The sequence below is a fragment of the Mycoplana sp. 10N416 genome (assembly GCF_056394765.1).
Window position 1 is genome coordinate 42,949 of sequence record NZ_JBFTIM010000006.1, and the last position, 26,134, is coordinate 69,082.

The 26,134-nt window shown below is 63.5% G+C and carries 27 protein-coding genes and 1 riboswitch; of the genes, 15 read left to right on the forward strand and 12 right to left on the reverse strand.

Going from position 1 to position 26,134, the window contains the following annotated elements:
• Positions 1–8: 8 nt before the first annotated feature.
• From AC1DDS_RS13575 to AC1DDS_RS13585, 3 genes are all read right to left on the reverse strand, one after another.
• Positions 9–185 (reverse strand): CbtB domain-containing protein, encoded by a 177-nt coding sequence (locus AC1DDS_RS13575; protein ID WP_310415810.1) that lies wholly within the window; start codon positions 183–185, stop codon positions 9–11.
• 44 nt (positions 186–229) lie between these two features.
• A riboswitch (cobalamin riboswitch) is annotated at positions 230–545 on the reverse strand.
• A gap of 82 nt (positions 546–627) precedes the next feature.
• Positions 628–2,433 (reverse strand): peptidoglycan-binding domain-containing protein, encoded by a 1,806-nt coding sequence (locus AC1DDS_RS13580; protein ID WP_477479384.1) that lies wholly within the window; start codon positions 2,431–2,433, stop codon positions 628–630.
• 183 nt (positions 2,434–2,616) lie between these two features.
• Positions 2,617–4,077, reverse strand: coding sequence for a cobyric acid synthase (locus tag AC1DDS_RS13585; protein WP_477479385.1), 1,461 nt, complete (start codon positions 4,075–4,077; stop codon positions 2,617–2,619).
• Between the two features lie 232 nt (positions 4,078–4,309).
• Between AC1DDS_RS13585 and AC1DDS_RS13590 the strand changes: the two genes are divergently transcribed.
• From AC1DDS_RS13590 to AC1DDS_RS13615, 6 genes are all read left to right on the forward strand, one after another.
• Positions 4,310–4,453, forward strand: a complete 144-nt coding sequence (locus AC1DDS_RS13590) for a hypothetical protein (protein ID WP_477479386.1) — start codon at positions 4,310–4,312, stop codon at positions 4,451–4,453.
• 590 nt (positions 4,454–5,043) lie between these two features.
• The gene (locus AC1DDS_RS13595) at positions 5,044–6,042 is read left to right on the forward strand and encodes an ABC transporter substrate-binding protein (RefSeq protein ID WP_477479387.1); all 999 of its coding nucleotides are present in this window, start codon (positions 5,044–5,046) and stop codon (positions 6,040–6,042) included.
• A 190-nt stretch (positions 6,043–6,232) separates the two neighbouring features.
• Positions 6,233–7,141 carry an ABC transporter permease gene (locus tag AC1DDS_RS13600; protein WP_477479659.1) on the forward strand — a complete coding sequence of 303 codons (909 nt, stop codon included), beginning with the start codon at positions 6,233–6,235 and terminating at the stop codon, positions 7,139–7,141.
• Positions 7,134–8,186, forward strand: a complete 1,053-nt coding sequence (locus AC1DDS_RS13605) for a quaternary amine ABC transporter ATP-binding protein (protein WP_477479388.1) — start codon at positions 7,134–7,136, stop codon at positions 8,184–8,186. Before AC1DDS_RS13600 ends, AC1DDS_RS13605 begins: the two co-directional genes overlap by 8 nt.
• Positions 8,187–8,361: 175 nt before the next feature.
• Entirely contained in the window at positions 8,362–9,381 is a 1,020-nt protein-coding gene (gene bmt, locus AC1DDS_RS13610; RefSeq protein ID WP_477479389.1) for a betaine--homocysteine S-methyltransferase, read from the forward strand.
• A 122-nt stretch (positions 9,382–9,503) separates the two neighbouring features.
• A complete protein-coding gene (locus AC1DDS_RS13615; RefSeq protein ID WP_477479390.1) occupies positions 9,504–10,166 on the forward strand; it encodes a LysE family translocator in 663 nt (220 codons plus the stop codon).
• Positions 10,167–10,360: 194 nt separating this feature from the next.
• Here the strand turns inward: AC1DDS_RS13615 and AC1DDS_RS13620 are convergent, their stop codons facing one another.
• The gene (locus AC1DDS_RS13620; protein WP_477479391.1) at positions 10,361–11,491 is read right to left on the reverse strand and encodes an aminotransferase class I/II-fold pyridoxal phosphate-dependent enzyme; all 1,131 of its coding nucleotides are present in this window, start codon (positions 11,489–11,491) and stop codon (positions 10,361–10,363) included.
• Position 11,492: 1 nt separating this feature from the next.
• Positions 11,493–12,137 (reverse strand): helix-turn-helix transcriptional regulator, encoded by a 645-nt coding sequence (locus tag AC1DDS_RS13625; RefSeq protein WP_477479392.1) that lies wholly within the window; start codon positions 12,135–12,137, stop codon positions 11,493–11,495.
• A gap of 147 nt (positions 12,138–12,284) precedes the next feature.
• Here AC1DDS_RS13625 and AC1DDS_RS13630 point away from each other — a divergent pair, with 147 nt between their 5' ends.
• Positions 12,285–12,632, forward strand: a complete 348-nt coding sequence (locus tag AC1DDS_RS13630) for a hypothetical protein (protein ID WP_477479393.1) — start codon at positions 12,285–12,287, stop codon at positions 12,630–12,632.
• A gap of 45 nt (positions 12,633–12,677) precedes the next feature.
• Here AC1DDS_RS13630 and AC1DDS_RS13635 read toward each other — a convergent pair whose 3' ends face one another.
• From AC1DDS_RS13635 to AC1DDS_RS13645, 3 genes are all read right to left on the reverse strand, one after another.
• On the reverse strand, positions 12,678–13,427 hold the full coding sequence (locus AC1DDS_RS13635; protein ID WP_477479394.1) for a phosphodiester glycosidase family protein: 750 nt from the start codon (positions 13,425–13,427) through the stop codon (positions 12,678–12,680).
• A gap of 49 nt (positions 13,428–13,476) precedes the next feature.
• On the reverse strand, positions 13,477–14,169 hold the full coding sequence (locus AC1DDS_RS13640) for a ferredoxin (RefSeq protein ID WP_477479395.1): 693 nt from the start codon (positions 14,167–14,169) through the stop codon (positions 13,477–13,479).
• A gap of 107 nt (positions 14,170–14,276) precedes the next feature.
• A complete protein-coding gene (locus AC1DDS_RS13645) occupies positions 14,277–15,851 on the reverse strand; it encodes a trimethylamine methyltransferase family protein (protein WP_477479396.1) in 1,575 nt (524 codons plus the stop codon).
• A gap of 279 nt (positions 15,852–16,130) precedes the next feature.
• Between AC1DDS_RS13645 and AC1DDS_RS13650 the strand changes: the two genes are divergently transcribed.
• A complete protein-coding gene (locus AC1DDS_RS13650; protein ID WP_310415849.1) occupies positions 16,131–16,829 on the forward strand; it encodes a corrinoid protein in 699 nt (232 codons plus the stop codon).
• A 132-nt stretch (positions 16,830–16,961) separates the two neighbouring features.
• On the opposite strand, the gene AC1DDS_RS13655 is transcribed toward AC1DDS_RS13650, so the two are convergent.
• Positions 16,962–17,120, reverse strand: coding sequence for an entericidin domain-containing protein (locus tag AC1DDS_RS13655; RefSeq protein ID WP_310415853.1), 159 nt, complete (start codon positions 17,118–17,120; stop codon positions 16,962–16,964).
• 15 nt (positions 17,121–17,135) lie between these two features.
• Between AC1DDS_RS13655 and AC1DDS_RS13660 the strand changes: the two genes are divergently transcribed.
• The 7 genes from AC1DDS_RS13660 (at position 17,136) to AC1DDS_RS13690 (ending at position 23,480) form a co-directional block, all read left to right on the forward strand.
• Positions 17,136–17,774, forward strand: a complete 639-nt coding sequence (locus tag AC1DDS_RS13660) for a DUF1638 domain-containing protein (protein ID WP_477479397.1) — start codon at positions 17,136–17,138, stop codon at positions 17,772–17,774.
• A 97-nt stretch (positions 17,775–17,871) separates the two neighbouring features.
• Positions 17,872–18,732: a formyl transferase gene (locus AC1DDS_RS13665; protein ID WP_477479398.1), complete on the forward strand. Its 861-nt coding sequence runs from the start codon at positions 17,872–17,874 to the stop codon at positions 18,730–18,732.
• A gap of 111 nt (positions 18,733–18,843) precedes the next feature.
• Entirely contained in the window at positions 18,844–19,146 is a 303-nt protein-coding gene (locus AC1DDS_RS13670; RefSeq protein ID WP_374839660.1) for a virulence factor, read from the forward strand.
• A complete protein-coding gene (locus AC1DDS_RS13675) occupies positions 19,139–19,720 on the forward strand; it encodes a methylenetetrahydrofolate reductase C-terminal domain-containing protein (RefSeq protein WP_477479399.1) in 582 nt (193 codons plus the stop codon). Before AC1DDS_RS13670 ends, AC1DDS_RS13675 begins: the two co-directional genes overlap by 8 nt.
• 3 nt (positions 19,721–19,723) lie before the next feature.
• Positions 19,724–20,818: a methylenetetrahydrofolate reductase gene (locus tag AC1DDS_RS13680; protein ID WP_477479400.1), complete on the forward strand. Its 1,095-nt coding sequence runs from the start codon at positions 19,724–19,726 to the stop codon at positions 20,816–20,818.
• A gap of 78 nt (positions 20,819–20,896) precedes the next feature.
• Positions 20,897–21,853, forward strand: coding sequence for a methyltetrahydrofolate cobalamin methyltransferase (locus tag AC1DDS_RS13685; RefSeq protein WP_477479401.1), 957 nt, complete (start codon positions 20,897–20,899; stop codon positions 21,851–21,853).
• Between the two features lie 343 nt (positions 21,854–22,196).
• Entirely contained in the window at positions 22,197–23,480 is a 1,284-nt protein-coding gene (locus AC1DDS_RS13690) for a cystathionine gamma-synthase family protein (protein ID WP_477479402.1), read from the forward strand.
• Positions 23,481–23,592: 112 nt separating this feature from the next.
• Here the strand turns inward: AC1DDS_RS13690 and phnE are convergent, their stop codons facing one another.
• The 3 genes from phnE to AC1DDS_RS13705 all read right to left on the reverse strand — a co-directional run bounded on the left by phnE (position 23,593) and on the right by AC1DDS_RS13705 (position 26,079).
• Positions 23,593–24,387: a phosphonate ABC transporter, permease protein PhnE gene (gene phnE / locus AC1DDS_RS13695; protein WP_477479403.1), complete on the reverse strand. Its 795-nt coding sequence runs from the start codon at positions 24,385–24,387 to the stop codon at positions 23,593–23,595.
• Positions 24,380–25,129, reverse strand: coding sequence for a phosphonate ABC transporter ATP-binding protein (locus AC1DDS_RS13700; protein WP_477479404.1), 750 nt, complete (start codon positions 25,127–25,129; stop codon positions 24,380–24,382). Before AC1DDS_RS13700 ends, phnE begins: the two co-directional genes overlap by 8 nt.
• 92 nt (positions 25,130–25,221) lie before the next feature.
• Positions 25,222–26,079 carry a PhnD/SsuA/transferrin family substrate-binding protein gene (locus AC1DDS_RS13705; protein WP_477479405.1) on the reverse strand — a complete coding sequence of 286 codons (858 nt, stop codon included), beginning with the start codon at positions 26,077–26,079 and terminating at the stop codon, positions 25,222–25,224.
• Positions 26,080–26,134: the final 55 nt, after the last annotated feature.

Sequence of the window (26,134 nt, forward strand, 5' to 3'; positions counted from 1 at the left end):
CACCCCCCTTAGTGGCAGGGGAAGCCGTAGGAGTGGCGCGTGTCGTGCGCGGTATCGTGCAGGACCGACGAATTGGCGAGGCCTGCGCCGAACACCAGGAATCCGCCGAGCAAAAGCGCAACGAGACCGGCATAGAGACGATCGTTGAGAGACAGGGAAACAGAAGAAGAAACGTGAGCAGCCATGACAACCTCCGTGCTGGCAACGGGGAACATCCCCAGGGCGGGCAGTATGCCCTTCATTGGAGGCAGGTCTCCTGGCTCGTGGCGTCAGGCGCAGTTGCGCCGGCGGCTATCCTCGCCTTCCCGGGAAAAAGCGGCATGAAAGGCGGACGATTCGTAGAGATAGAGGCGTCCAGACCCCGGTTCATCATGCCGCCACCCAGTGGCTTTGCCGGTCGTTTCCGATCGGCTGGATAGGCCTCGCCACTCTACAGTCGCGGGGTCGGCCGTGATTGGAGCGCCCTGATTGGGTCCACCCCGTCACATTCCCATTTACGCGCCCGTCCGTTTCCGGACCGGCGCGCCATCCAATAGGCGATGAATATGCCTGACAGTTGCCGAAGTCAATCGACCGTCCGCGTCATCCATCTTCCGAATACCGGCGTCAGGACGGGCGTCCGGGGCCTCAGTATCCGGGGCCGCCCCAGCCACGACGCGGGCGGCCGTAATAGCCGTCCACCGGCCCTTCATAGTATCCATCGACCGGCCCCTCGTAGTAGCCGCCGACAGGCCCTTCCAGATAGCCGTCCACCGGCCCGTCGTACACGCCATAGCCGTCGCTGGAATAGCGATCCGTCTGGTAGCGCTGCCGCGCGACGCGCTGGCGACTGCGTTGCTCGGCGAACTGGCCCGATTCGCGCAACTGTCGGAACTGCTTGCGGGTCAGATAGCCGTCTGCGCGTTGGCCGAGCGAGCGCTGCCATGCCGCAATCGCCGAACGGGTACGCGGGCCGAACACGCCGTCCGCACCGCCCGTATCGTAGCCCAGCACATTCAGCCAACGCTGAGACTGGATACGGGTGCCCGGCTCCAGGTAAGCCTCCCGGACATCGGGCGAGGTTTCAAAAACTGTCGTTTTCGACTGTAACTGCTGCTTTGCGACAGGCTTCTCGGTGACGTCGTCCTTAACGCTTGCATCACCTGCCGCTGTCGCGCCGTCGTTCGTCTGCTTTCCGAGAGCCGCCAATCGCTTGCGTGCCTCCGCCGCAAAGCGGCCGTTCGGAAACTCGTCGAGATACTTTTCGATTGCGCTGGCCGTACCATTGAGAACGGCCCGGCTCCAGCTGTTGTCCTCGCGACGGGCAAGGCGCTCGACCTCATCGGCCTCAGCCTTGGTCGCCGTGGCCGCAGTCGAACTGTCCGGCTCAGTGGAAGGTGCCTTGGTTTCCATTGTGCCGGCAGGCGAATCGGGGGGCACGGGCGCCGTCGACCCGGTGTTGGCGTCCGCAGCTTGGCCTGCTTTCTGTCGCGCGGCCGCTGCGGCCTCTTCGGCCTTGGCCCGTTCGGCTTCGGCTGCATCCCGCGCCGCCTCCGCCCTTGCCCTTTCCGCCTCTGCGGCATCCGCCTTGGCCCGGGCCTCGGTTTCTGCCTGGACGGCTTGTTCGGCCTTGATCCGCGCGGCTTCCGCCGCCGCCTCGATGCGCTTGCGCTCGGCCTCGGCGGCCGCCTGCTCCGCTTCTGCCTTCGCCCTTGCTTCCTCGGCGACCTTGGCCTCCTGTTCAGCCTTCAGGCGCGCGGCTTCGGCCCGCGCCTGCTGCTCCGCCTTCAATCGCTCGGCCTGGGCGGCCTCCTCGGCCGCCTTGCGCTCGATCTCGGCCTGCGCCTCTGCGGCGCGCTTGGCTTCCGCCTCCGCGCGCGCCTGCTCTTCCTTGCGCAATTGCTCAGCTTCTTCCAGGCGCTTGCGCTCTGCCTCGACGGCAAGCTTTTCTTGCTCGACCTTTGCCTTCTCGGCGGCAATCCTGGCCTCTTCCTCGGTTTTCAGACGCGCAGCTTCGGCTTCGGCGGCGCGCTTTTCCTCCTCGGCCTTGGCCTTTTCGGCCGCGACCTTCGCCTCTTCCTCGGCTTTCAGTCGTGCAGCCTCGGCGGCCTTCTGGTCGGCTTGGGCCTTTTCCTTCGTGGAAGGAGCGGCTGACCCTTGCGCGGATCCCTCCGCCTCCTTGGCAGGTTTGGCGACGCCGGCGGCGTTCAGTTCGGCAAGGCGAATCCGGGCCATCGAGGCGAACGTGCCGTTCGGATACTGCTTCAGGTAGCTTTCATATCCCGCCGGATCGCTGCTGGCCGAAATCTTCTGCCACAGCGAAAATTCCGATTCCCACTTTTTGGACGCGCTGGCAGGCGGTTGCGTTTCAGCCCCCTGCACCGCTGGTCCGCCGGCGACGGCGAGCCCCAGCAAGCAGGCCAATCCGAGTTTCGCAAAACGCGCGCTCGTCATCAATTTCCCTTTCGATCGCTGCGGAAGCACCCTCCGCAAGCTAGCCCCAACTGGACGCCAATCAAGGCCATGGCATCGGATTCCGGCACAACTTTGATCCCGCCGCACTGCCGGCCAATCGCCGGCAGTGCGTGGATATCTGCAGTTACTGACGTTTGGCGAAAGTCGCTTAATCGGGAAAACTCAATCACATTGCAAAAGCTGAGCCAGCCATCGCGGGTCCAGCGCGGCCTCGAGTTCGGCCGCCACTCCATCCAGAGCCTCATCGACCGCCCTGCGATAGTCGAAGCCGCCACCCGCAATCCCGAATTCCGCCAGAAGGCGAGCCCGGAAGGCATCGCTCGACAAAAGCCCGTGCAGATAGGTGCCGAAAACGCGCCCGTCAGGAGACGTCGCCCCATCCGGTCGGCCGTCGATCTCCACGGCGGGCCGGGCACAGTCCGGACCGGTGGTCCGGCCGAGATGGATCTCGTAGCCCTCGAGCGGCACGTCGTAGCGAAGCGACCGCGCCGCGCTGTTGCGCACCGTCTTTTCCGGCGCCATTACGGTCTCCACGTCCAGAAGACCAAGGCCTTCGATCTCTCGCCCGCTGCCCTCGATGCCGAGCGGATCGCTCACACGCCGGCCCAGCATCTGGTAGCCGCCGCATATTCCGATGATACGTCCGCCGCGGCGGTGGTGTTGCTCTAGGTCGCGATCCCAGCCCTGCGCCCGCAAGTCCTTCAGGTCTGCGATCGTGGATTTGGAACCGGGAAGGACGACGAGACCGGCATCGGAGGGTATGCGCTCGCCCGGCCGGACGAAGACGAGATCAACGTCGGGCTCCAGACGCAGCGGATCGAGATCATCGAAATTGGCGATGCGGGACAACACCGGCACGGCCGCCCGCAGCGCCTGCGCCCGGCCCGTCGCCAGCCGCTCCAGCACCACCGAGTCCTCCGCCGGCAGTTGGCGGGCATGTTTCAGCCACGGCACCACCCCGAAGCAGGGCCAGCCGGTATGCGCCTCGACCGCCCGGATTCCGTCATCGAACAGCGTCACGTCGCCACGGAACTTGTTGATGAGGTAGCCCGTCACCATCGAACGGTCCTCTTCGGGCAGAATCGCATGCGTTCCGACCAGCGCGGCGATGACGCCACCGCGATCGATGTCGCCGACGAGTACCACCGGCACACCGGCCCGGGTCGCAAACCCCATGTTGGCGATATCTCCGGCCCTGAGATTGACTTCTGCGGGCGAGCCGGCCCCCTCCACGACGACTAGGTCAGCACCCTCGCTGATCGCCTCGAAACTCTCCATCACCGCGCCGAGCAGCTTGGGCTTCAGCGCCTGGTAATCCCGGCCCTTCGCCTGCCCGAACACCTTGCCCTGAACGACGATCTGACTGCCAGTGTCGGACTGCGGCTTGAGCAGAACCGGATTCATGTGCACCGTCGACGGCACGCGTGCCGCCATCGCCTGCAACCACTGTGCCCGGCCTATCTCGCCACCGTCGGACGAAACGGCGGCGTTGTTCGACATGTTTTGCGGCTTGAACGGCCTGACCTTAAGCCCACGGTTCGAGGCGATCCGGCACAGGCCCGCGACCAGCACCGTCTTGCCGACATCGGAGCCGGTTCCCTGCAACATGATCTTGCGTGTCATGCGCCTTCACTAGCATCGTGTCCATTGAGCGCAAAGTCCTGAAAACGGCGCCTCACGACCGCGATCCGCCACCGCGGACCAGCTTCGTCGGCACGCAACGGGCACGACCGCGTCGACGATAGTCGATTTACGACATGCGACGCCGGAAACGGTTGCGATTTCAGCAATTCTCCAGCGTATATCACCGCCTGAATGCGACTCTGATGCGCCGACGGTGAGAAGGACCAAGACCATGCTGTACATCTTCAGCAAACCGAATTTCGTTCAGATCGCATGGAATGGCCGCATGCCGGAAAGCCAGTCGCGCGTGCGCAATGTCGTCGCCGACGCACCGTTTGGCCCGCTACGCCTCATCCGCACAGGCAATGTCGGCTGACACGGAAGCGATTGCACCGAGGCGCCCTTGCCCGGTCGGGAGGGCGCTTTTCCTTGCGCAAGAATCAAAGAAAAAGCCGCAGTGCAGTTTTGCCCGCGGCTGGTCCGAAACACGGACAACGCCGGATACGCACCGGCGATACTCGCCCCCGGTACGCACTACCTGAACCGGGGACAGGCAGTAGCTTGGCTGCCGTGACGACACAATTAGCCGCACATCGTTACCGGAACGTTATTGAAAGCTTAAGCAAAGATGAATTGCTCACTTTTGTTGGCGGATGAGGTCATTTTCGCCGCCACCGCCGCTATGCCGCGAACATAACCGCGCCGGATCGACGTCCCAGCGGCAGCGAGGTTGATTTCTATGCTGGAATCCTTACGCTGACGACTGCGATAAGGACACGATCGGCCGGTGACAGGTTCGATTTCGCCGAACGGCATAAGATGGGTGTCGCCGCAAGCAGGGTATCGACCTGCCTGACGCGCTTATCGGCCCCCGGCCTGACGCTTGTGACGACCGGGCAGCACAGGAAATGCAGAGCCCTGTGCTCCAGATGGTTTGCTGCATCGAAACTGGGAGGTCTTGTGACCATGAGGAAGCTGCTCGCTTCAACCATCCTAGCCGCCGGGCTCTATGCCGGCGCCGGGTCCGCACAGGCTGCCGATTGCGGCAGCGTTTCCATTGCAGAAATGAACTGGGCATCGGCGGGTGTCGCCGCCCAGGTCGACAAGATCATTCTCGAGAACGGCTACGGCTGCACGGTCACCCTCGTGACCGGCGACACGATGCCGACCTTTGCATCGATGAACGAGAAGTCCGAGCCGGACATGGCCCCGGAATTCTGGGTGGATTCGGTGCGAACCGCGCTCGACGCCGCGCTCGCCGAAGGCCGCCTTATCCAGGCCGCGCCGCTGCTGTCCGAGGGCGGCGTACAGGGCTGGTGGATTCCCAAGTTCCTCGCCGACGCGCATCCGGACATCAAGACGGTCCAGGACGCCCTGGCGCATCCGGAACTGTTCCCCGCACCGGAAGACCCCGCACGCGCCGCCGTCTACAACTGTCCTGCAGGCTGGAACTGCCAGGTTTCCACCGCCAATCTCTACAAGGCGCTCGGCGCCGAACAGAAGGGGTTCGACCTAGTCGACACCGGCTCGGCCGCCGGGCTGGATGGATCGATCGCCAATGCCTTCGAGAAGAAGATCGGCTGGCTCGGCTACTATTGGGCGCCGACGGCAATCCTGGGCAAGTACGAGATGATCAAGCTGCCCTTCGGCGTCGAGCATGACAAAAAGGAGTGGGATTCGTGCACCGCCATTCCGGATTGCCCGAACCCGAAGGTGAACGGCTATCCCGTCGCCAGCGTCTATACGATCGTGACCAAGCAGTTCGCGGAAAAAGCAAGCGTTGCCATGGATTACGTCAAAACGCGCAAGTGGGACAACCAGACGGTCAGCAAGGTCCTCGCCTGGATGGGCGATAACCAGGGAACAAACGAGGACGCAGCGAAGTATTTCCTGAAAACCTATCCGGAACTCTGGACGACCTGGGTCGCCCCGGAGGTCGCCGAAAAGGTCAAATCCACCCTCTGAGCCGGTTGCGCAACGACGGAAACGGGGAGAGAAAAATCAAAGTCGCAAACAGCACATGAAAGGAATCGGCTTCATGTGACAAGATTGCGGCAAGCCGGAATGAACGACAACAAACGCAGCGTCCATGACGCATCCGGCACTGCGGCGGGGCAGGCGCGACGGCGGTGCCCGGCAGGACAAGGGGATCGAGATGGCATTGTGCGACGACATGCCAGCGTTGCTTTGCAGGTTTCCCGCCCTGAGCGATTCCACGATTCGCGAGGGACGCAAGGCAATTGACGACGGCTTCAAGGGACTCGTGCGCTCCTACGCCTCTGTCATCGATACGGCCGTGCAACCGCTGCAGGTCTTTCTCAACTTCCTCGAGCGCCTGTTCGTAAGCTCGCCATGGCCCCTCATCCTGGTTGTGATGCTGGCAATCGTCTACGTCGGCAGCCGGAACCTGAAGGTGATGCTCGGCGCCGCTGTCGCCATGGTTCTCATCGGCCTTTTCGGCCTTTGGAACGATGCGATGGTCACGCTTGCGATGACGACCGTATGCACGATCTTCGCCGTTCTGCTCGGCATCCCGATCGGCATTCTCATGGCGCGTTTCGACCGGGTCCAGTCATTCGTCAATCCCATCCTCGACGTGATGCAGACGATGCCGAGTTTCGTCTACCTCATCCCGGTGGTGATGATTTTCGGTATCGGCAAGGTGCCCGGCATGATCGCGGTGGTCATTTATGCGATCCCGCCGATGATCCGGCTGACCAATCTCGGCATCCGGCTTGTCGACAAGGAGGTCCTGGAGGCAGCCGACGCTTTCGGCTCCTCCAGTTGGCAGAAGCTGAAGAACGTGCAGTTTCCGCTTGCGCTTCCGACGATCATGGCGGGCATCAACCAGACGATCATGATGTCGCTGGCCATGGTCGTCGTCGCCTCGATGGTGGGCGTCGGCGGTCTGGGCAAGAACGTGCTGGGCGCCATCAACAACCAGTTCTTCACCGTCGGTTTTCTCAACGGCTTCGCGCTCGTCGCGATCGCCATTATTTTCGATCGAACCAGCCAGGCCTACGGCAAGCGGCTGCAAAAGCATTCGGAGGTCGTCCATGGCTAGTCGTGCAATCGAAGTGAAAAATCTCTACAAGATTTTCGGCCCTCGCGGGGCGGACTATATCGAGATGGTGAAGAACGGCCTCGGCAAGGCCGAATTGAACGAGAAATACGGGCATGTTCTCGGCCTGCAGGACATCAACATATCCATGCCGGCCGGCGGCGTCATGGTGGTGATGGGCCTGTCGGGCTCCGGCAAATCGACCCTGATCCGCCACATCAATCGCCTGATCGAGCCGACAGCCGGCGAAGTGCTTTATGACGGCGTCGACATCTGTCGGATGAACGAAAGCGACCTGCGCGCCTTCCGCCGCCACAAGACGGCGATGGTCTTCCAGAAGTTTGCGCTGCTGCCGCACCGGACCGTGATTGAAAACACCGTCTATGGCCTTGAGATTCAAGGGGTACCGACAGCGGAGAGCCAAAAGCGCGCCCGCTACTGGATCGATCGGGTCGGCCTTTCCGGTTTCGAAAACCACTATCCCAACCAGCTCTCCGGCGGCATGCAGCAGCGCGTCGGCCTCGCCCGCGCGCTGACCAACGATGCCGAAATCCTGCTGATGGACGAGGCCTATTCCGCACTCGACCCACTCATTCGCGTCGATATGCAGTCGGTCCTTCTCGACTTGCAGAAGGAATTGAAGAAGACCGTCGTCTTCATCACCCACGACCTGGATGAGGCGCTGCGCCTCGGCGACAAGATCGCCATCCTGCGCGACGGCAAGGTGGTGCAGCAGGGAACCGGCCAGGATATCGTGCTGCAGCCCGCCGACGACTACATCACCGCCTTCGTCAAGGAGGTGAACCGCGGCCGCGTCATCAACGTCGAGACGATCATGGCACCGCTGTCGGGCAACCCGGAAGGCGCCCCCATCGCCAAGGGCACCGTGCTCGAAGCGGCGGCCCGCAGCATGACCGTCACCAACCAGGACGTTGCCCACGTGGTCGACGAAACGGGCCGTCCGATCGGCGCGATAACGCTGGGCGCGATCATCGCCGCCATGGTCACGCCGACCAGCCACGAGGCGCATGCGCAAGCCGCCGCATAGACTGCATCGCTTGGACAGGAATGAAAGGGCGCGCGCTAACGCAGCGCCCTTTTTCCGTTGTTCATTCGCATCCGCGCTTGCGGCGACATAAAGAAATCTTTATATCGTTAACTCATCTCGAGATGACCGAATTCGGGCTGCAAACGGCCTCTGCCGGCACGACAAGGAAGACCTGATGACAACTGAAACGAACGCACTGGCGGCCCTGCTTGCGGAAAAGCCGTTCCTCCTTGCCGATGGCGCAACCGGTACCTCGCTTTTCGCCATGGGGCTGGAGGCCGGCGAGGCACCCGAACTGTGGAACGAGGCAAAGCCGGAGAACATCACCAAGCTGCACCAGGACTTCGTCGAAGCGGGTGCCGATATCATCCTGACCAACACCTTCGGCGGTACGCGCCACCGCTTAAAGCTGCACAAGGCGCAGGACCGCGTCTTCGACCTGAACAAGCGCGCCGCTGAAATCGCCCGCGCGGTTGCTGATGCGGCGCCGCGTACGGTCATCGTCGCCGGCTCCGTCGGCCCGACGGGCGAGCTGCTCATCCCGCTCGGGGCGCTGACCTACGAGGACGCAGTCACCGCATTTGCCGAACAGATCGAGGGCCTCAAGGCCGGCGGCGCCGACGTCGCCTGGATCGAAACCATGTCCTCGCCGGAGGAGATCCGCGCCGCGGCCGAAGCGGCGGTGAAGGTCGGCCTGCCCTTCGTCTATACCGGCTCGTTCGACACCGCCGGCAAGACGATGATGGGCCTGCATCCGAAGGACATTCACGATGTCGCCAGTGACATCGGCTCGGGTCCGCTCGCTGTTGGCGCCAATTGCGGCGTCGGCGCCTCCGACATTCTCTCCTCCCTGCTCGACATGACCGGCGCCGATCCGTCAGCGACGATCGTCGTCAAGGGCAACTGCGGCATCCCAGAGTATCGCGGCGCCGTGATCCACTATTCCGGCACCCCGCCGCTGATGGCCGAGTATGCGCGCCTCGCCCGCGACGCCGGCGCCCGTATCATCGGCGGCTGCTGCGGCACGTCCTGTGAGCACCTTGCGGCAATGCGCCAGGCGCTCGACGCCCATGAGCCGCGCGAACGGCCGACGCTCGAGATGATTGTCGAGGCCATCGGCCCGCTTCGGAACAAGTCGGCGAACGAGAGCGCATCTGCGCCTGCACGCGAACGCGGCCGGCGCGCACGGGCCTGAAACCGACTTCCACGCCAAAAATCAGCCGCCCTGCCGAAATGGCGGGCGGCTTTTTCGATCGGATCCAAAGTGATACTGGTGCGGCGCGCCTTTAGCAGCGCGTCACTGGATGAGATCTACCGATGCCGGATGCTTCGACGTTCCTGACCTTTCTTGTTGCACTGGCAGTCCTCGAAATCACGCCGGGGCCGGACATGATGCTGATCGTGGCTCGCGGCGTCGGCCAGGGACGCAAGGTCGCCATACTGACCGTTGTCGGGATGATATTCGTGTCCGGCGTGGTTCAGGTGGGGTTGCTGGTCCTCGGCCTGGCATCCCTGCTGCGCGCCTATCCGGCAGCGCTTCTCCTCCTCCAGTGGGCCGGCGCCTTCTACCTGGTCTATCTTGGCGGCAGGATGATCTGGGCAAGTTTAGCACACCGGTCCGACGGAAAGATTGCCGTCAGGGCGGTCTCCGGCTGGTCCGCCGTTCGCGAGGGCGCGATCAACAATCTCACCAACCCCAAGTCCCTGCTGTTCATGTTCGCCTTCCTGCCGCAGTTCCTCGACCCGGCAGCCGGTCCCGTCTGGGTGCAGCTTCTGGTTCTAGGGTCGATACAGAAGTTGGCCGGGATCTTCTCGCTGGGATCCGTCGCCGTGACTGCGGGGTCGGTCGGCCAGTTGCTTTATCGGTGGCCGCGGCTTCTGGCATGGCAGGAGCGTTTCACCGGGCTGGTGATGGTCGGTCTCGGCATTCGGCTTCTGCTGACGGACAATTCCGGCCCGGCACCCGCCGTCGCCCGCTAGCCAAGGCGGGCGGCCTCGACTCGCCTTCCATCGAAATTGCTGCCAAGCCGCAGGCAAGCTGCCCCTCACCCTGGCCCTCTCCCCGCAAGCGGGGAGAGGGAAGTGGAACGCCGCGATTTCCGTCCTTCTCCCCGCGCGCGGGGAGAAGGTGCCGGCAGGCGGATGAGGGGCGAAGCGGACGAAACTTGCTGCCCCTACGCCGTTTCCAGGAACCGGCGCCAGGCTTCGAGCCCCGCCTGCATATCCTGTCGCCCGAATCCGACACGGAATCGGTCTTGCGGTACTGGCAGAAGTTCGGAGACGAAGAGGCTGGAGGGCAGGAGCAGCACGCCTGCCTCCTCCACCAGCCGCCGGCAATGCTCCTCCACCCCATCGCGGCCGAGATAGCGCACGAACGCGACGCAAGCGTCGGGGGCACTCCATTCGTAGCGATCGGCGTGATCGCCGAAGAAAGCTGTCAGCGTCTGAGCGTTGGCAGCGCTGATGCCGCGCGTACGGGCGAGAATCGTCTCGCGCGCCTTCAGGGCGATCCGCGCCAGCACTTCGGAAGGGCGCGCGTTGCAGATCGACAGGTAATGCTTCATCCGCTCCATGCGCTGCAACAGCGCGTGGTCGCGGCTGCCGATCCAGCCGATGCGCAGTCCCGCCAGGCCATAGGCCTTCGACATCACATTGAGCGACACGCCTTTCTCGTAGACCTCGGCCGCCTGCGGCAGGCGGCGCGCCTCGTCGCGCTCGAGACCGTAGTAGACCTCGTCGCTGAAGAGATGGATGCCGCGCTCGCGGCAGAGTTCGACAAGCCCGGCAAAGACCGAACCGTCGAGGACGACGCCGGTCGGATTGTTCGGGAAGTTCACGGCGATCAGCTTCGTCTCCGGCCGCAGTGCGGCGCGGACGTCGTCGAGGTCGAGCTGCCAGCCGTTCTCGGGCCGCAGGGCTACGCCGGTGACAGAGCCGGCGATCGTGACCGGCAGTGTCTCCATCGACTGGTAGTTCGGCACCGTGACAATCGCATGATCGCCAGGCCCGAGCAGCGCGAGCATGGCGCAGTAGAGCCCCTCCTCCGCGCCGGCGAAGGTCAGGATGTCGGCGCCGGACAACCCTCCATAGGTCGATGCGATGGTCTCCCGCAGGTCCGGCGCGCCCCAGGTCGGCGTGTAGCCGAGCGTCAGATCCTCCCAGGCGGCACGGTCATCCTCGTCGGCCAGCGCCAGCAGGTCGCGCAGCGTCAGCGTCTCGCAATCGCTGGCGGCCATGTTGAAGCGGGCGGTGAACTCCCAGCGGGAGAAGTGGGTTTCCAGGCGGAAATCGGGAAGCATGGTCACGTCAGGTATCCTTCTCTGCGCTCATCCGGCGTGCGTCGGCGAGGTAGTTATAGATCGAGGCGCGGGAGGTGCCGGTCAGGCCGGCGAGGTGTTCGGCCGCGTTGCGCGTCTTGAACAGGCCGCGTGCCTCGAGTGCGGCGACCAGGTCGACGCGATCAGGCCGCTTCAGCGCGGACAGCGACAGCCCGCGCTTCCGGAGCCAATCGTGCAGCGCGACATTCATCGCCTCGCGCCAGTCGCTCGCAAACAGCGATGCCGGTTGCGGCTGCGGCGTTCCTGCGAATGCCGAAAGCAACCGCACGGCTTCATCGATCCGCGAGACGTCCATGTTGATGCAAAGCAATCCGATCGCCCGGCCCTCGCCGTCCGGCAGCACCGCCGTCACCGATTTCAGCCTGCGGCCATCCGTGCCGATCTTCTCGTACGGCCCGAGCAGTGTGGTCTCGCCGTCGTCGACGAACTCGTCCTCGACAAGCGAATCCATACCCGGCCGGCGACCGGAAAAGGCATTCCAGATTCCCGCGATCCTCCGCGTTGCAAGGTCATGGAGAACAACCTCAGCATGGGGATAGAGCAGCGCGCTGATGGCCGCAGCCGCCGAGCCGTGAAGAGTTTTCAATTTTAGGTGGGAGGGATGTTCGAGCATGCGCCGCATATCATGCGAATTAGACATTTTGTCAATATTGTATTTCTTGTTTAGAAATTGACACTCACCGAACTTGGACGCCTTGCACGCTTCCAACCCCTGAACTATCCAGATGACCCGAGAGAGATTCGCCAGGAGATCGGGCCAATGAACGCAGGATTTGCCGCCTTGCCGGACAGGGAAACGATCGCAGACAAGCTGTCCGAGCTCGGCGAGACCGAACAGGATTTCCTGCGCCTGCTGATGGAACACACCCATCAGGACGAAAACCTGCTTGAAGGGTTGGCCCTGCATCTCGATCGCGCAGCCGCAGCGCATTTTCTGAATTCGCTGAAGCTGGAAAGGCTTGGCGGGTGGATGGGCCAACAGGCCCCGGCGCGGCTCCAAGCGCGCCTCATGGAGGCGGCAAGGTCCAGCCAGCATGCCGCCTACAATGCCTTCCGCAGCGGCCTCACCCGCTCCGGCGGCTTGGCGAATGCCTTTCCAAAGGCGTGATGCCCGCAAAAGCGTGCTGCACCGCCGATCAAGACTGAACGTCGATCAATACGGCAAGCCTCCAACGACCGTCACGATCAGCCCCATCCTCGCAGACCGATCGTTGCGCAACACTTCCGGTGCGTAAAGGCTGGAAATGCTGCCGTCGAGATAGAGCGCGCTTTGACAGCCGAGGCGATCGCGGAACAGCGTCGCGAAGTCGAAGAACCGCACCGGCCGATGCGAAATCGCAAATGCGACGCGACCGTCCGGCTGGATACCGACGCCGTTTCGGATGTTCAGGCTGTCGCTCTGCGGCAGGAAACGCGGATGGATGCTGCCGTCGATGACCAGCATCGGACCGGACTGGGTGGCATAGAGCGGCTCCGGCTTCGCCGCGCCATAAGCTTCACTCTCCATCACCCCGGCCGTCCCGCGGCCGACGTAGAACACCCCGTTCGGCTTCAGGAAGAAGTTGCCGGTTCCATCGTCGTGATTGAGCGGTGTGCGCAAACGCCCGTTCTCGACCAGCAATCCGACGGGCGAATAGTCGGGGTGATACATACCGCCGTTCATGCCGAAGACCATGGCCTCGCGGTTGTCGCGGAGGAGGTCGCGGAGCGCGCCGTAAGTGGCAGGCTGCGTCGATCCATCCGGAACGCCGTAGATGCGGATCGTCTCCAAGGCCGGGTCGAAGGTGCAGACGGTGTACGCCTCGGACAGATGGACGACCTCCCGGCAATGATCGCCGGCGCGCGCGGCGCCGACACCAAAAAGCAGCAGCAGAAGCAGGACGGCACACACAGTGCGGATCATCGTCTCCTCGACGCGTTCGGCACGAGAACTTGCGCGGGTACGCGCCATCTCAAAGGGAAAGCGCGTCCATGTGGAAGCGCAACTGATCATCGACATAGCGGTACTCGGCCCCCACCGGACAGGCGGCGCGGGCCAGACAGCCGACCGTCATGCACGTCTGATCGCCTGCGGTCGTTCGCAAATGGGTGCGGCAGGACGCAACGTCAAATCCGGAGACCGCAACCGCCGTTACGGGACAGGTGCTCAAGCACGGTCGGTCCTGACAGTCATCGCATGGGTGAGCGCCCTTTGGCTGATCAATCTGACCCAGCGCGTGTGCAAACCCGAGGGCGCCGCGATAGCCGTGCCAGAGGCCGAATTGCGGATGGATCAGGATGCCGAGTGGCGACGGACGGAGCCCCTCCGCCCGCATCGCCCATTGCTGGAAGGGCTGCCAGGGCGGGTCCGAGGGATACCATGCGGTGGCTCCGAGCGCTGCAGCCACGGGACCGATGACCGCCTTTGACCATGCATCCAGCGGGTCGCTGCCGCCGCGATCCGATTGCCCCGCCTGCCATTCACGGAAGGCCGGCCAGAGCGAGCTGCCCATATGGCTGATCAGAACCACGCTCCCGGCGCGCGCTCCATTCTCCAGCGCCGGCGGGGCTTCGTCGCCGGAGAGGTCGACGATACCACGCAAAAAAAGACCGTGCGGCTCGAAAGCCGCACGGATCATCTCGGTTGTCGGAAGCGATGCCGTCATTTCGGCTTCGGTCCCTGCAATTCGTAGTGCGGCCGCCAGACTTCCTTCTGGATCATGTCTGCCACGTTTGCCGCTCCGCCTTGCTCCCTGGCGCGTTCGGGAGCCTTTCAAGTGAAGGCGTCGGGCATCGAGTCCTTGCGCTTGGCCATGTATTCGAGCAGCGCTTCGTCGATCGCCGGATCGAGGTAGGGCGCCTCGTAGTGCTCCAGCCATGAGCGGCAAAGTGCGTTGGCGCGCTCCTCGATCCGCTTCTGGCCCTCGATTTCCCACTGCTCGAACGAATTGTTGTCGGCGAGCGGCGAGCGGTAGAAGGCGGTCTGGAAGTTGGCCTGCGTATGCGCGCAGCCCAGGTAGTGGCTGCCGGGACCGACTTCGCGGATAGCGTCCAGCGCCTGCGCGTTTTCCGAAAGATCGACGCCCTCGGCCATCTTCTGCATCATGCCGAGCTGGTCCTGGTCGATCATGAACTTCTCGTAGGACGAGATCAGGCCGCCTTCGAGCCAGCCGGCCGCGTGCAGCACGAAGTTCGTGCCGGCGAGCAGCGTCATGTTCAGCGTGTTGGCCGATTCATGGGCGGCCTGGGCGTCCGGAACCTTGGAGCCGCAAAGCGAGCCGCCGGTACGGAACGGCAGGCCGAGACGGCGCGCGAGCTGGGCGGCACCGTAGGAAACCAGCGACGGCTCCGGCGTGCCGAAGGTGGGCGCCCCCGACTGCATCGAGATCGAAGCGGCAAACGTGCCGAACAGCACCGGCGAACCGGGCCGGATCAGCTGGGTGAAGGCGGCACCGGCCAGCACTTCCGCAAGGATCTGCGTCAGCGTGCCGGCCACGGTTACGGGGCTCATCGCGCCGGACAGGATGAACGGCGAAACGACGGAGGCCTGGTTGTGGCGGGCATAGACCTTCAGCGCTCCGACCATGGTTTCGTCGAACACCATCGGCGAGTTGGCGTTGATCAGGTTCAGCGTCACACAATTCTTCTCGACGAACTCGTCGCCGAAGACGATCTTCGCCATGGCGATCGTGTCCTCGGCGCGCTCGGGCGCGGTGACCGAGCCCATGAACGGCTTGTCGGAATACTTGATGTGGCTGTAGACCATGTCCAGGTGACGCTTGTTCACCGGGATGTCGACCGGCTCGCAGACCGTGCCGCCCGACGAATGCATCGACGGCGCCATGTAGGCGAGTTTCACGAAGTTGCGGAAGTCCTCGATCGTCGCATAGCGGCGGTTGCCGTCGAGGTCGCGCACGAAGGGCGGGCCGTAGACCGGTGCGAACACCGTGGCCTTGCCGCCGATCTCGCAATTGCGGGCGGGATTGCGGGCATGCCATGTGAAGGTCTTCGGCGCGGTCTTGAGCAACTCGCGGCAGAGGCCCTTTGGAAAGTGCACCCGCTCGCCCTTGATCTCGCAACCGGCTTCCTTCCACAATGCCAACGCCTCGGCGTCGTCGCGGAACTCGATGCCGACCTCTTCGAGCACGGTGTCGGCATTGCGCTCGATGAGCTGCAGCGCCTCCTCGTCAAGCACCTCGTATTCGCGGATCTTGCGCGTGATATAGGGCAGTGACGGGCCGGGACCGCCGCCGGAACGTGAAGCACGGCGTGCGGCTGCACCCCGTCCCTCGCCGCGTGCGCGGCGACCGCCACCTTCGCCTTCCGGCTGCTCTGTCGTCAAACTCATGTCCGTCTATCCTCAGTTATGCCGCGCACTCCGGCGCCTGTCACCCATATGCTACCAAGCACCCGACTCGGGACGGGTCTCAATGCGCCAACGAGTGGCGCACGCGGGACACCGGACGCATGCCCGGCTCCCGCTGAGAAAGCGGCGTCACGCAATGATGCCTTGGTCGCTTTTCGCTCTATGCGACGTCGCTTTCAAAATCGGATCGCGCCGGCAACGCAGATAACACTGGAGGACGACCGGCCCAAGTCCGCCGCGCGAATGGAGAGGAAACACGACATGGCAGACGACGAAATCATTCTCTCGGAGCTCTCCGACGAAGAACTCGTGCAGCAGATGCATGACGATCTTTACGACGGCCTCAAGGAGGAGATCGAGGAAGGGACCAACATCCTCCTCGAGCGTGGCTGGATACCTTACGACGTCCTGACGCAGGCGCTCGTCGAAGGCATGCGCATCGTCGGCGTCGATTTCCGCGACGGTATCCTGTTCGTCCCGGAAGTGCTGCTGTCGGCGAACGCAATGAAGGCCGGCATGGCGATCCTGCGCCCGCTGCTCGCCGCCACCGGTGCGCCGAAGCAGGGCAAGATGGTCATCGGCACCGTCAAGGGCGACATCCACGACATCGGCAAGAACCTCGTCGGCATGATGATGGAAGGTGCCGGCTTCGACGTCATCGATCTCGGCATCAACAACCCGGTCGAGAACTACCTTGAGGCCATCGAGCGCGAGCAGCCGGACATCCTCGGCATGTCCGCCCTTCTGACCACGACGATGCCCTACATGAAGGTCGTCATCGACACCATGAAGGAAAAGGGCATGCGCGACGACTACGTCGTGCTGGTCGGCGGCGCGCCGCTGAACGAGGAGTTCGGCAAGGCCGTCGGTGCCGACGCCTACTGCCGCGACGCGGCGGTCGCCGTCGAGACCGCCAAGGAGTTCATGAAGCGCAAGCACAACATGCTGGCTGGCGCCTGACGAATGTAGATTGCGCGCCGCACCCAGAAGGAGCGGCGCGCAATTCGATTTCATCCGTTAGCCCGCAACCGGGACCAACGGATGCCGGATCCATCGCCCTTGCGGGCGCGCCGTCAGGCCCCTATCCTGGGCCTATTGAGCCGCATGGGCGACCCGTTTGCCGGCATTTTCGGTCGCGTTGACGGTGTTGGCGGTGTCCTGGCCCATGCCGCGAATGGTGTTGGCACAGGCGCTCAGCGTAAGAAGCGTGGCGAGGACGACGCAGATCTTCGTCATGGTTTTCGCAGTCATGGTCGGAGCCCTTCTATGGATGCTGTTGAAACCGAAGTGTGCAGCGAGAATTCTACGCATCAACGCGCGAAAAAGGAAAAGGTTCGCGTCATCGCATGCGGAGCCATCGCGCGCGAGATCATCGCCATCAATAAAGCCAACGGGCTCGACCACATTGAACTCCAGTGTCTTCCGGCGATCTGGCATGCCTATCCCGAGAAGATCGCGCCCGGCGTCAAAAACGCGATCGCCGAGGCCCGCGCCGAGGGAATCGAGCGGATCTTCGTCGGCTATGCGGATTGCGGCACCGGGGGCCAGCTCGACGCGTTGTGCGAGCGCGAGGGTGTCGAGCGCATAGAAGGCCCGCACTGCTATTCGTTCTTTGCCGGCAACGCCGCGTTTGCGGAAAACGACGACGACGTGACGTCGTTCTTCCTCACCGACTTCCTTGCCCGCCAGTTCGAGGCTTTCGTGATCGAGCCGCTCGGCCTCGACCGGCATCCGCAACTGAAGCCCATGTACTTCGGCAACTACCGAAAGCTCGTCTATCTCTCCCAACTGGAAGACGAGAACCTGCAGCGGAAAGCGAAAGAGGCCGCCGACTATCTTGGCCTCGAATACGAGTATCGCTTCACCGGCTATGGCGACCTTACTTCCGCCCTGACCCGACTCTAGAGCGCCATCAGAAAATCGTAACCATTTTGCGCCTTTCTTCGCAGGAAACCTGTCAAGGAGCACTTCTTGCCGGGAGACAGGCGCAGCACCGGGGCACATGGCGGAAATGACGGTCGACACGCAACAATTTGTGGCCAGCACCAATCTTGCACTCGGCGATCCCTCCCCTTTGCCCGAGACTCCAGCCAACTCGGGAGCGCGCGTCGTCGTCCTGACCCAGGGCGGGCCCAATCCGGAAATCCTCATCAATACCCTCAAGCGCCACTTCCCGAATCTCGTAGTGATCGAGGAAGAGCCGGAATCGAAAAAACAGATGCTGCGCCAGAAGGCGCGCCGGTTCGGCTGGCCGCAGGCGATCGGCCAGATGGCCACGATGGCGGCGTCGAAATTCGGCAAGCCCTTCACGCGGAAGAGAGCAGAGGAAATCATCCGCCAGTTTCATGTCGACCCGCAGCCGGATCCGTCGCTGAAGAGATTGAAGGTCGGCTGCGTGAACGGGCCGGATTTCCAGCGGCTGATCGATGAACTGAAACCGGCCGTCCTCTTCCTCGTCAGCTGCCGGCTGCTGAAGCAGTCGACCCTCGAGGCGATCCCCTGCCCCGTGCTGAATTTCCACGCCGGCATCAACCCCGCCTATCGCGGCCAGCAGGGCGGCTACTGGTCGCGGGTGATGCGGGACGAGGCGAACTTCGGCGCCACCGTCCATCTGGTGGATGCAGGCGTCGATACCGGCGGGGTCCTCTATCAGGCGCGCGTGACCCCCTCCACGAAGGACACGATGCACACCTATCCGCTGTTGTTGACGGCGGCCGGAACCAGCATCGCCGTGCGCGCTGTGGGCGCGGCGCTGTCGGGCGACCTGCGCCCGCAGGAATCGACGGCCATGACGTCCCGGCAGTGGTATCATCCCACCATTTGGACATGGGTGTGGAACGGGATCAGACGAGGCATCTGGTAGATTTCTCCACCGGTCAATTTCGACGTCGCTTTTGAGCGAGACCCGGTCGTGGCGAGTGCAGCCCGTGTACCCGGTCTGGAAGCATTGTCGGGACCGAGGAGAACATTCCAAATGGCAGATCGCATCATCGTCTACTGGCGCGACATTCCCGCCCAGGTCATCATCAAGAAGGGTCGCACGACCGCCAAGCGCGAACTTTCGCTGCGCTTCACCGAGGCGATCGACATGTGCGCCATGCGCACCGGCGCCGCCGAAACCGACGACTACCTCGCCGAATGGCGCAAGGCCGATCCGGTGCCCGTTTCCGACGATCTCGAGGCGGAGGCCGACAGCGCGGCTGCCGAGCTCGAGGCCGCCTACGACCGCGAGCGCCTCGTCGCTCTCGTGAAGGCGGGGGGACGCGAAAATGGCTGAGCAACGGCAGATGCCGGGAAATGCCGCCGCGGCGACCAAGGCCAAGACCGGCGCCTTCACGCCCGCCGGTGTTTCGCCAAGCCGGCGTTCCCGCAGCAAATACACGGTTCGACTGTGGTCGGTCCGCCATTCGCGTTTTTTCGAGTGGTTCTACAGCCGCTTCGCCGAGGCCTTCCTTCTCCTGCACCCGGTGTGGAAGTTCTTCGGCTACGAGCGTGTCGAGCGGCCGATCACCTTCGTGGAACGTCACGTCAAGGGCTTCCTGTTCGACTGTCGCATGTGCGGCCAGTGCGCGCTGTCGTCCACCGGCATGTCGTGTCCGATGAACTGCCCCAAGCAACTGCGCAACGGCCCCTGCGGCGGCGTGCGGGCGAACGGCAATTGCGAAGTCGAGCCGGACATGCCCTGCGTCTGGGTACAGGCGTGGAAGGGCTCGCAGAACATGGTCAAAGGAAATGCCATCATGGACGTCCAGAAGCCGGTGAACCAGTCGTTGCGCGAAACTTCATCCTGGCTGCGCGTGACGGCGGAAGCCGCCGCGGCCGGTGAAGCCGCAGCCGGAAAGGACGCCTGAACCATGGCCCAGAGAGACGAGAACCCGCTCGGCGCGCACCTGCCGCTCGATCCCCTGCACGGCCACTCTTCGCTCGGCCGACTGGAACGCGTGCTGCGGCGCGGCGAATTCGCCGTTACCGCCGAGTTGAACCCGCCAGACAGCGCCAACCCGGAAGACGTCTACGAACGCGCGGCGATCTTCGACGGCTGGGTCGACGGCATCAATGCGGTCGATGCCTCCGGCGCCAACTGCCACATGTCGTCGGTCGGCATCTGCGCGCTTCTGACCCGCATGGGCTACGCGCCGATCATGCAGATCGCCTGCCGCGACAAGAACCGCATCGCCATCCAGGGTGACGTGCTGGGCGCCGCCGCGATGGGCGTGGCCAACATCATGTGCCTGACCGGCGACGGTGTGCAGGCCGGCGACCAGCCCGGCGCCAAGCCGGTCTTCGACCTCGACTGCATGTCGCTGCTCGAAACGGTGCGCATCATGCGCGACAACTCGAAATTCCTGTCCGGGCGCAAGCTCACCTCGCCTCCCAAGGTCTTTCTCGGCGCTGCGATCAATCCCTTCGCCCCGCCCTACGACTTCCGCCCCTATCGCCTCGCCAAGAAGATCGAGGCGGGCGCCCAGTTCGTCCAGAGCCAGTACTGCTTCGACGTGCCGATGTTCAAGGAATACATGAAGAAGGTGCGCGACCTCGGCCTGCATGAAAAATGCTTCATTCTCGTCGGTGTCGGCCCGATGGCGTCTGCGAAGACCGCCAAGTGGATTCGCTCCAACGTGCCGGGCATCCACATTCCCGACTCCGTAATTGCCCGCCTTGAAGGCGCGCAGGACCAGAAGAAGGAAGGCAAGCAGCTCTGCATCGACATCATCAACGAGGTGAAGGAAATCGAAGGCGTCTCCGGCGTCCACGTCATGGCCTATCGCCAGGAGGAGTATGTCGCCGAGATCGTCCATGAATCCGGTGTTCTCAAGGGGCGCAAGCCCTGGAAGCGCGAGCCGAACCCCGTCGACCAGATGGTTGCCGAGCGCATCGAGGCGGTGCGCGAGGGCAAGGAACAGAACCAGCAGGAAATGGCGGAAATCGCCGCCACGCACACCCATTGACGCGCTCGCAATCGAAACGCGCCGTCCCATAAACCATTTTCCGCGCGATAGCTTGCGCGCCCGAGCAGAGGACAATTCATGACCCGCACCATCGTCGCTTCCGCCACCCGCGAGATCGTCATCGGCTTCGACCAGCCTTTCTGCGTGATCGGCGAGCGCATCAACCCGACCGGCCGCAAGAAGCTCGCAGCCGAGATGATCGAAGGCAATTTTGATACGGTGATCAAGGACGCGCTCGAGCAGGTCGCCGCCGGCGCCACCATGCTCGACATCAACGCCGGGGTCACCTCGGTCAACCCGAACGAGACCGAACCGGGCCTGCTCGTCAAGACGCTGGAGATCGTCCAGGGCCTCGTCGATATCCCCCTGGCGATCGACAGCTCCGTGACGGCCGCCATCGAGGCCGGCCTGAAGGTCGCCAAGGGCCGCCCGCTCGTCAACTCCGTCACCGGCGAGGAAGAGAAGCTCGAGGCGATCCTGCCGCTGGTCAAGAAGTACGACGTGCCGGTCGTCGCCATCTCCAACGACGAGACCGGCATCTCGATGGATCCGGACGTCCGCTTCGCCGTCGCCAAGAAGATCGTCGAGCGCGCAATGGACCACGGCATCAAGCCTCACGACGTTGTCGTCGATCCGCTCGTCATGCCGATCGGCGCGCTCGGCGACGCCGGCCGCCAGGTTTTTGCGCTGCTGCGCCGGCTGCGTGAGGAGCTGAAGGTCAACACGACCTGCGGCCTTTCCAACATCTCCTTCGGCCTGCCGCACCGCCACGGCATCAATGCCGGCTTCATCCCGATGGTCATCGGCGCCGGCATGACGAGCGCGATCATGAACCCCTGCCGTCCGCAGGAAATGGAAGCCGTGCGCGCCGCCAACGTCCTCAACGGCACCGATGCGAACTGCACCAACTGGATCATGACCTACCGCGACCACAAGCCGGCCGCCGAGGGTGGCGCAGCAGCGTCTGCCGCACCAGCCCCCGCGGCAGGCCGACGTGGTGGTCGCGCAGCCCGCGCCGGCGCAAGGGCAGAGTAGCCCCAAGGTCCTCGCCGCGATGAAGCAACTGGCCGCTCCCCTCGCCGCATGATTCTGCGGTCATAACAAGTGAAAGCGGCAGTATCGGCCCTTGCCGGTTTGATGCCCCGCCACCAATCCGGTCGCCCGTGCCGCCCTCGGCATTGGCGGCCGTTTGCGTCTCTTGGCGGTCAACAAGGAAGGGCGACGCGTGAGCCCGCTTACCTCCTGAGGCAACGATCGCGTGGCGCAGCCGAAAGTTGCATGGCCCATGTTTGCGGTGCATGATTTCGCTCGCAATTTTCTGTGTCCCCTGAGAAGCTGAGGCCATGCGCTGTCGCGTCGACGCCGAAAGGAGACTCCCATGACTGCTCCTCGCCCGCCCAAGACCCGTATCGGAAACCACGAACTCCATCCAGAAACGCAAATGCTCAACTACGGTTACGATCCGGAGTTGTCGGAGGGCGCGGTCAAGCCGCCGGTATTTCTGACCTCAACCTTCGTGTTCCGTTCTGCCGAAGAAGGGCGTGACTTTTTCGACTACACCGCCGGACGCCGCGAGCCGCCGGCTGGAACCGCGAGCGGTCTTGTTTATTCCCGCTTCAATCACCCCAACAGCGAGATCGTCGAGGATCGTCTTGCCCTGTACGAGCGGACGGAAAGTTGCGCCCTCTTCTCCTCCGGCATGTCGGCCATAGCCACGACGCTGCTGGCCTTCGTCCGCCCCGGCGATGTGGTGCTGCACTCCCAACCGCTTTACGGCGGCACCGAGACCCTGCTGGCCCGGACCATGCTCAATCTGGGCGTCAACGCCGTCGGTTTCGCCGACGGCACGGACGAGTCGGCGCTGCGAACAGCCGCCGATGACGCGATAAGCAAAGGCCGCGTGTCCGTTATCCTGATCGAGACGCCCGCCAATCCCACCAACAGCCTGGTGGATGTCGCGATGGTCAGCCGTCTCGCGGACGCCATCGGCAAGAGCCAGGGGCATCGACCAATCGTCGCCTGCGACAACACACTGCTCGGGCCCGTGTTTCAGCGCCCGATCGAACATGGTGCAGATATCTCCCTCTATTCGCTGACCAAGTATGTCGGCGGTCATTCCGACCTTATCGCCGGCGCAGCACTCGGCGCGAGGACAGTGATGAAACCGGTCAAGGCGCTACGCGGTGCGATCGGCACCCAACTCGATCCGCATTCCTGCTGGATGCTTGGCCGTTCGCTCGAAACCCTGTCGATCCGCATGGAGAAGGCGGACGCCAATGCCCGGTTGGTCGCCGACTATCTGCGCGATCACCCCAAGGTCGAAACGATCCACTATCTTCCGTATCAAGATCCTGACGGCCCGGTCGGCAGGCTTTTCCAACGCCAATGCACCGGAGCAGGCTCGACCTTCTCCTTCGACATCCGGGGCGGGCAGCCGGCGTCCTACCGCTTCCTGAATGCCCTGCAGATTTTCAAGCTTGCCGTCAGCCTGGGTGGGACGGAATCGCTTGCCAGCCACCCGGCGACCATGACGCATTCAGGCGTACCGGTGGAGGTGCGCCAACGCATCGGCGTGCTGGTTTCAACGATCCGCCTGTCGATCGGCATCGAGCATCCGGACGACCTGATCGCTGATCTTGCCCAGGCACTTGACCTGGCTTGAAGTCGCCTGGTCTTGGCCGGCGATGACGCCGCCGTTGACAACTCGCTCACCGAGACCTGGAACTCGTTGCGGTTGACCGGTTGGGCCTATATTGCGCCGCTGTACTATTCGGCTAACGCACCCGAGCCCGGAGGCGATCGGTAACGAATTCCATGACCAGCACGATGGCGAAGATCACCAGAATGATGGTGGAAGCGTTCTTGTACTGGAAAAGATCGAAGGCGACCTTCAACTCCTGACCGATGCCGCCGGCGCCGACCAGTCCGAGCACCACCGAAGCACGGACCGCCTTCTCCAGCGCGAACAACGTCGTATTGATGAGCGAGGGCATCGCATCCGGCAGCACCGCCCCGCACAGCACCGAGAGCCGACTTGCGCCGATCGCGAACAGCGCCTCCTGCGGCTTCTCGTCGGCATCCTCCATGGCTTCGGCGAAGAAGCGGCCGCAGAAGCCGATCGTGTCCACCATGATCGTCATCGTCCCTGCCACCGCCCCCAGCCCGACGGAGGCAACGAAGATCAGCGCCCACACCAGGTCCGGCACGGTGCGGAACAGCGAGACGAGCATCTTGAAGAAATGCCGGAAGACGCCCACCGGCGAGATCGCCTTGGACGAAAGCCAGGCGATCGGAAGGCTGATCGCGACCCCGATGACCGTCCCGACCAGCGCAATCTGGAAGGTCTCGATCATCCGCCAGAACACGCGCTGCAGGAAGGCGCTCTCGAGATTGGGCGGCAACATGCGCCCGACCAGTTCCGCCATCCGGGGGCCGCCCTGGGCCAGTTGCGCCGGCGACGGCGCCACCTGCTGCAGGGACGCAACAAGCAGTGCGCCGGCTGCGACCAGAAGTGCAAAGGACAGCGGCGATAGGCGCGTCAAGCGCGCCGGCAGTGCGCTCTCAGCCATGGAAGACCTCCTGGAGAGCTGCGCGCGTCACGTTCGCGGTCGGCTGGTCGAAGAGGATGGAGCCGGATTTCAGGGCGATGATGCGGTCGGAAAATTCGAGCGCATGGTCCATGTCGTGCGTCGTGTAGATCAATGTGGTGCCACTCTCTTGCGACAGCTGTGAAAAGAGCGCCATGACATCGCGGCCGGAGGCCGGATCGAGACTTGCCGCCGGCTCGTCGGCGATCAGGAGCTTCGGTTTTCGGACCAGCGCCCGAGCAATTGCGACACGTTGTGCCTGGCCGCCGGACAATTCATCCGCCCGTGCCGCAGCCTTGTGGCAGAGGCCGACCTGGCTCAGGGCTTCGTGCGCGTCACTGCGCCATTGCTGCCGGGCAATCGATTGGTGCCAGGCGTGCCAGGCACCCGCCAGGCCGAGCTTGCCCTGCACGACGTTGGTCAGGACCGACTGCCGGGCGACCAGGCCATGATGCTGGAACACCACGCCGATGCGCTGCCGCAACCTTCGCAACTGGCGCGGCGAGGATGTGACTCCGATGCTCTCGCCGAGAGTGCGGACCTCGCCGCCATTGAGCGGCAGGAGCCCGATCAGGCATTTGAGAAGCGTCGATTTTCCAGCGCCGTTGGAGCCGATCAGCGCAACCCGCTGGGTGGCGGACACCATCAGTTCGATTCCGGAAAAGACCGTCTTCCCGTCCGCATATTTCTTCGTAACGCCGCGGGCGCAAATGATCTCGCTCATTGTAGGTATCCTGGTCGCTGGAAGATTGCTTGTTGCGACGAAGGCAGCCGGCTGATCCGGCTGCCTCCAAGGTCGGAGATGGAGCGATATGCTCAGTTGACGAAGTCGGTGAAGGTTTCGACGCCGATGGTGCGGTACATCGAGCGGACATAGTCGTAGTCGCTGTCCTTGACGTCGGTCAGGAAGAAGCCGCCCTTGAACTTCTTGTTGTCCTCACCGGTCAGAACGGCCTGCATCAGTTCGTTGCCCTTGGCTGCGAAGGCATCGCGCACGGCATTGAAGACCTCATCCGAGATGTCCTTGCGCGCGACCAGGATGTCGTTCGGCAGGTCGCGGCCACGGGCAATCACGGCAAAGGCCTTGTCGGGAAATGCTTCGCGCACGGAAGCGAGATGGCCGAAGTTGAGGCCGATGGCGGCAATGTCGCCGCGGGTCAGGGCCTCGGCGGCGACGTTGCGGGAGATGATGACCGGCTCGTAATCCGTTCCATATTTCAGGCCGAAGTCTGCGAGCGCCTGGGCCGGGCCGAGATGCTGCGAGGTGGAGCCGACGGAGCCGAAGGCGACCTTCTTGCCCTTCAGGTCCTCGATCGAGCGGATCGGACCATCGGCCAGAACCGCGATCTGGGCGAAGTAGTCCGGGCGCTGCCAGGCCACGACGATCTTGGACTGGCTGAGTTCCTTCATGACGACGTACTCGGCAGGACCGGTCAGAACCAGATCGACCTGGCCCGAATTCAACGCCTCGACGGCCGTGGTGCGGGATGCGACGGGATAAAGCTCGATCTCGAGACCGGTGGCTTCTTCCAGCGCAACCTCGAAGGCGCCGAACTCCTGCTGCAACGCTTCAAGACCCTCGATGTCGGTGACTGCGAATTTAACGGGATCGGCAAGGACCGGCATTGCGGTTGCAAGCGTAAGCGCAAGGGCGGCTGCGAATTTGCGGATCATGATTTTTCCTCTGCTGTGTAGACAGGATGCGTTCGACGCGATACCTGTATAGACA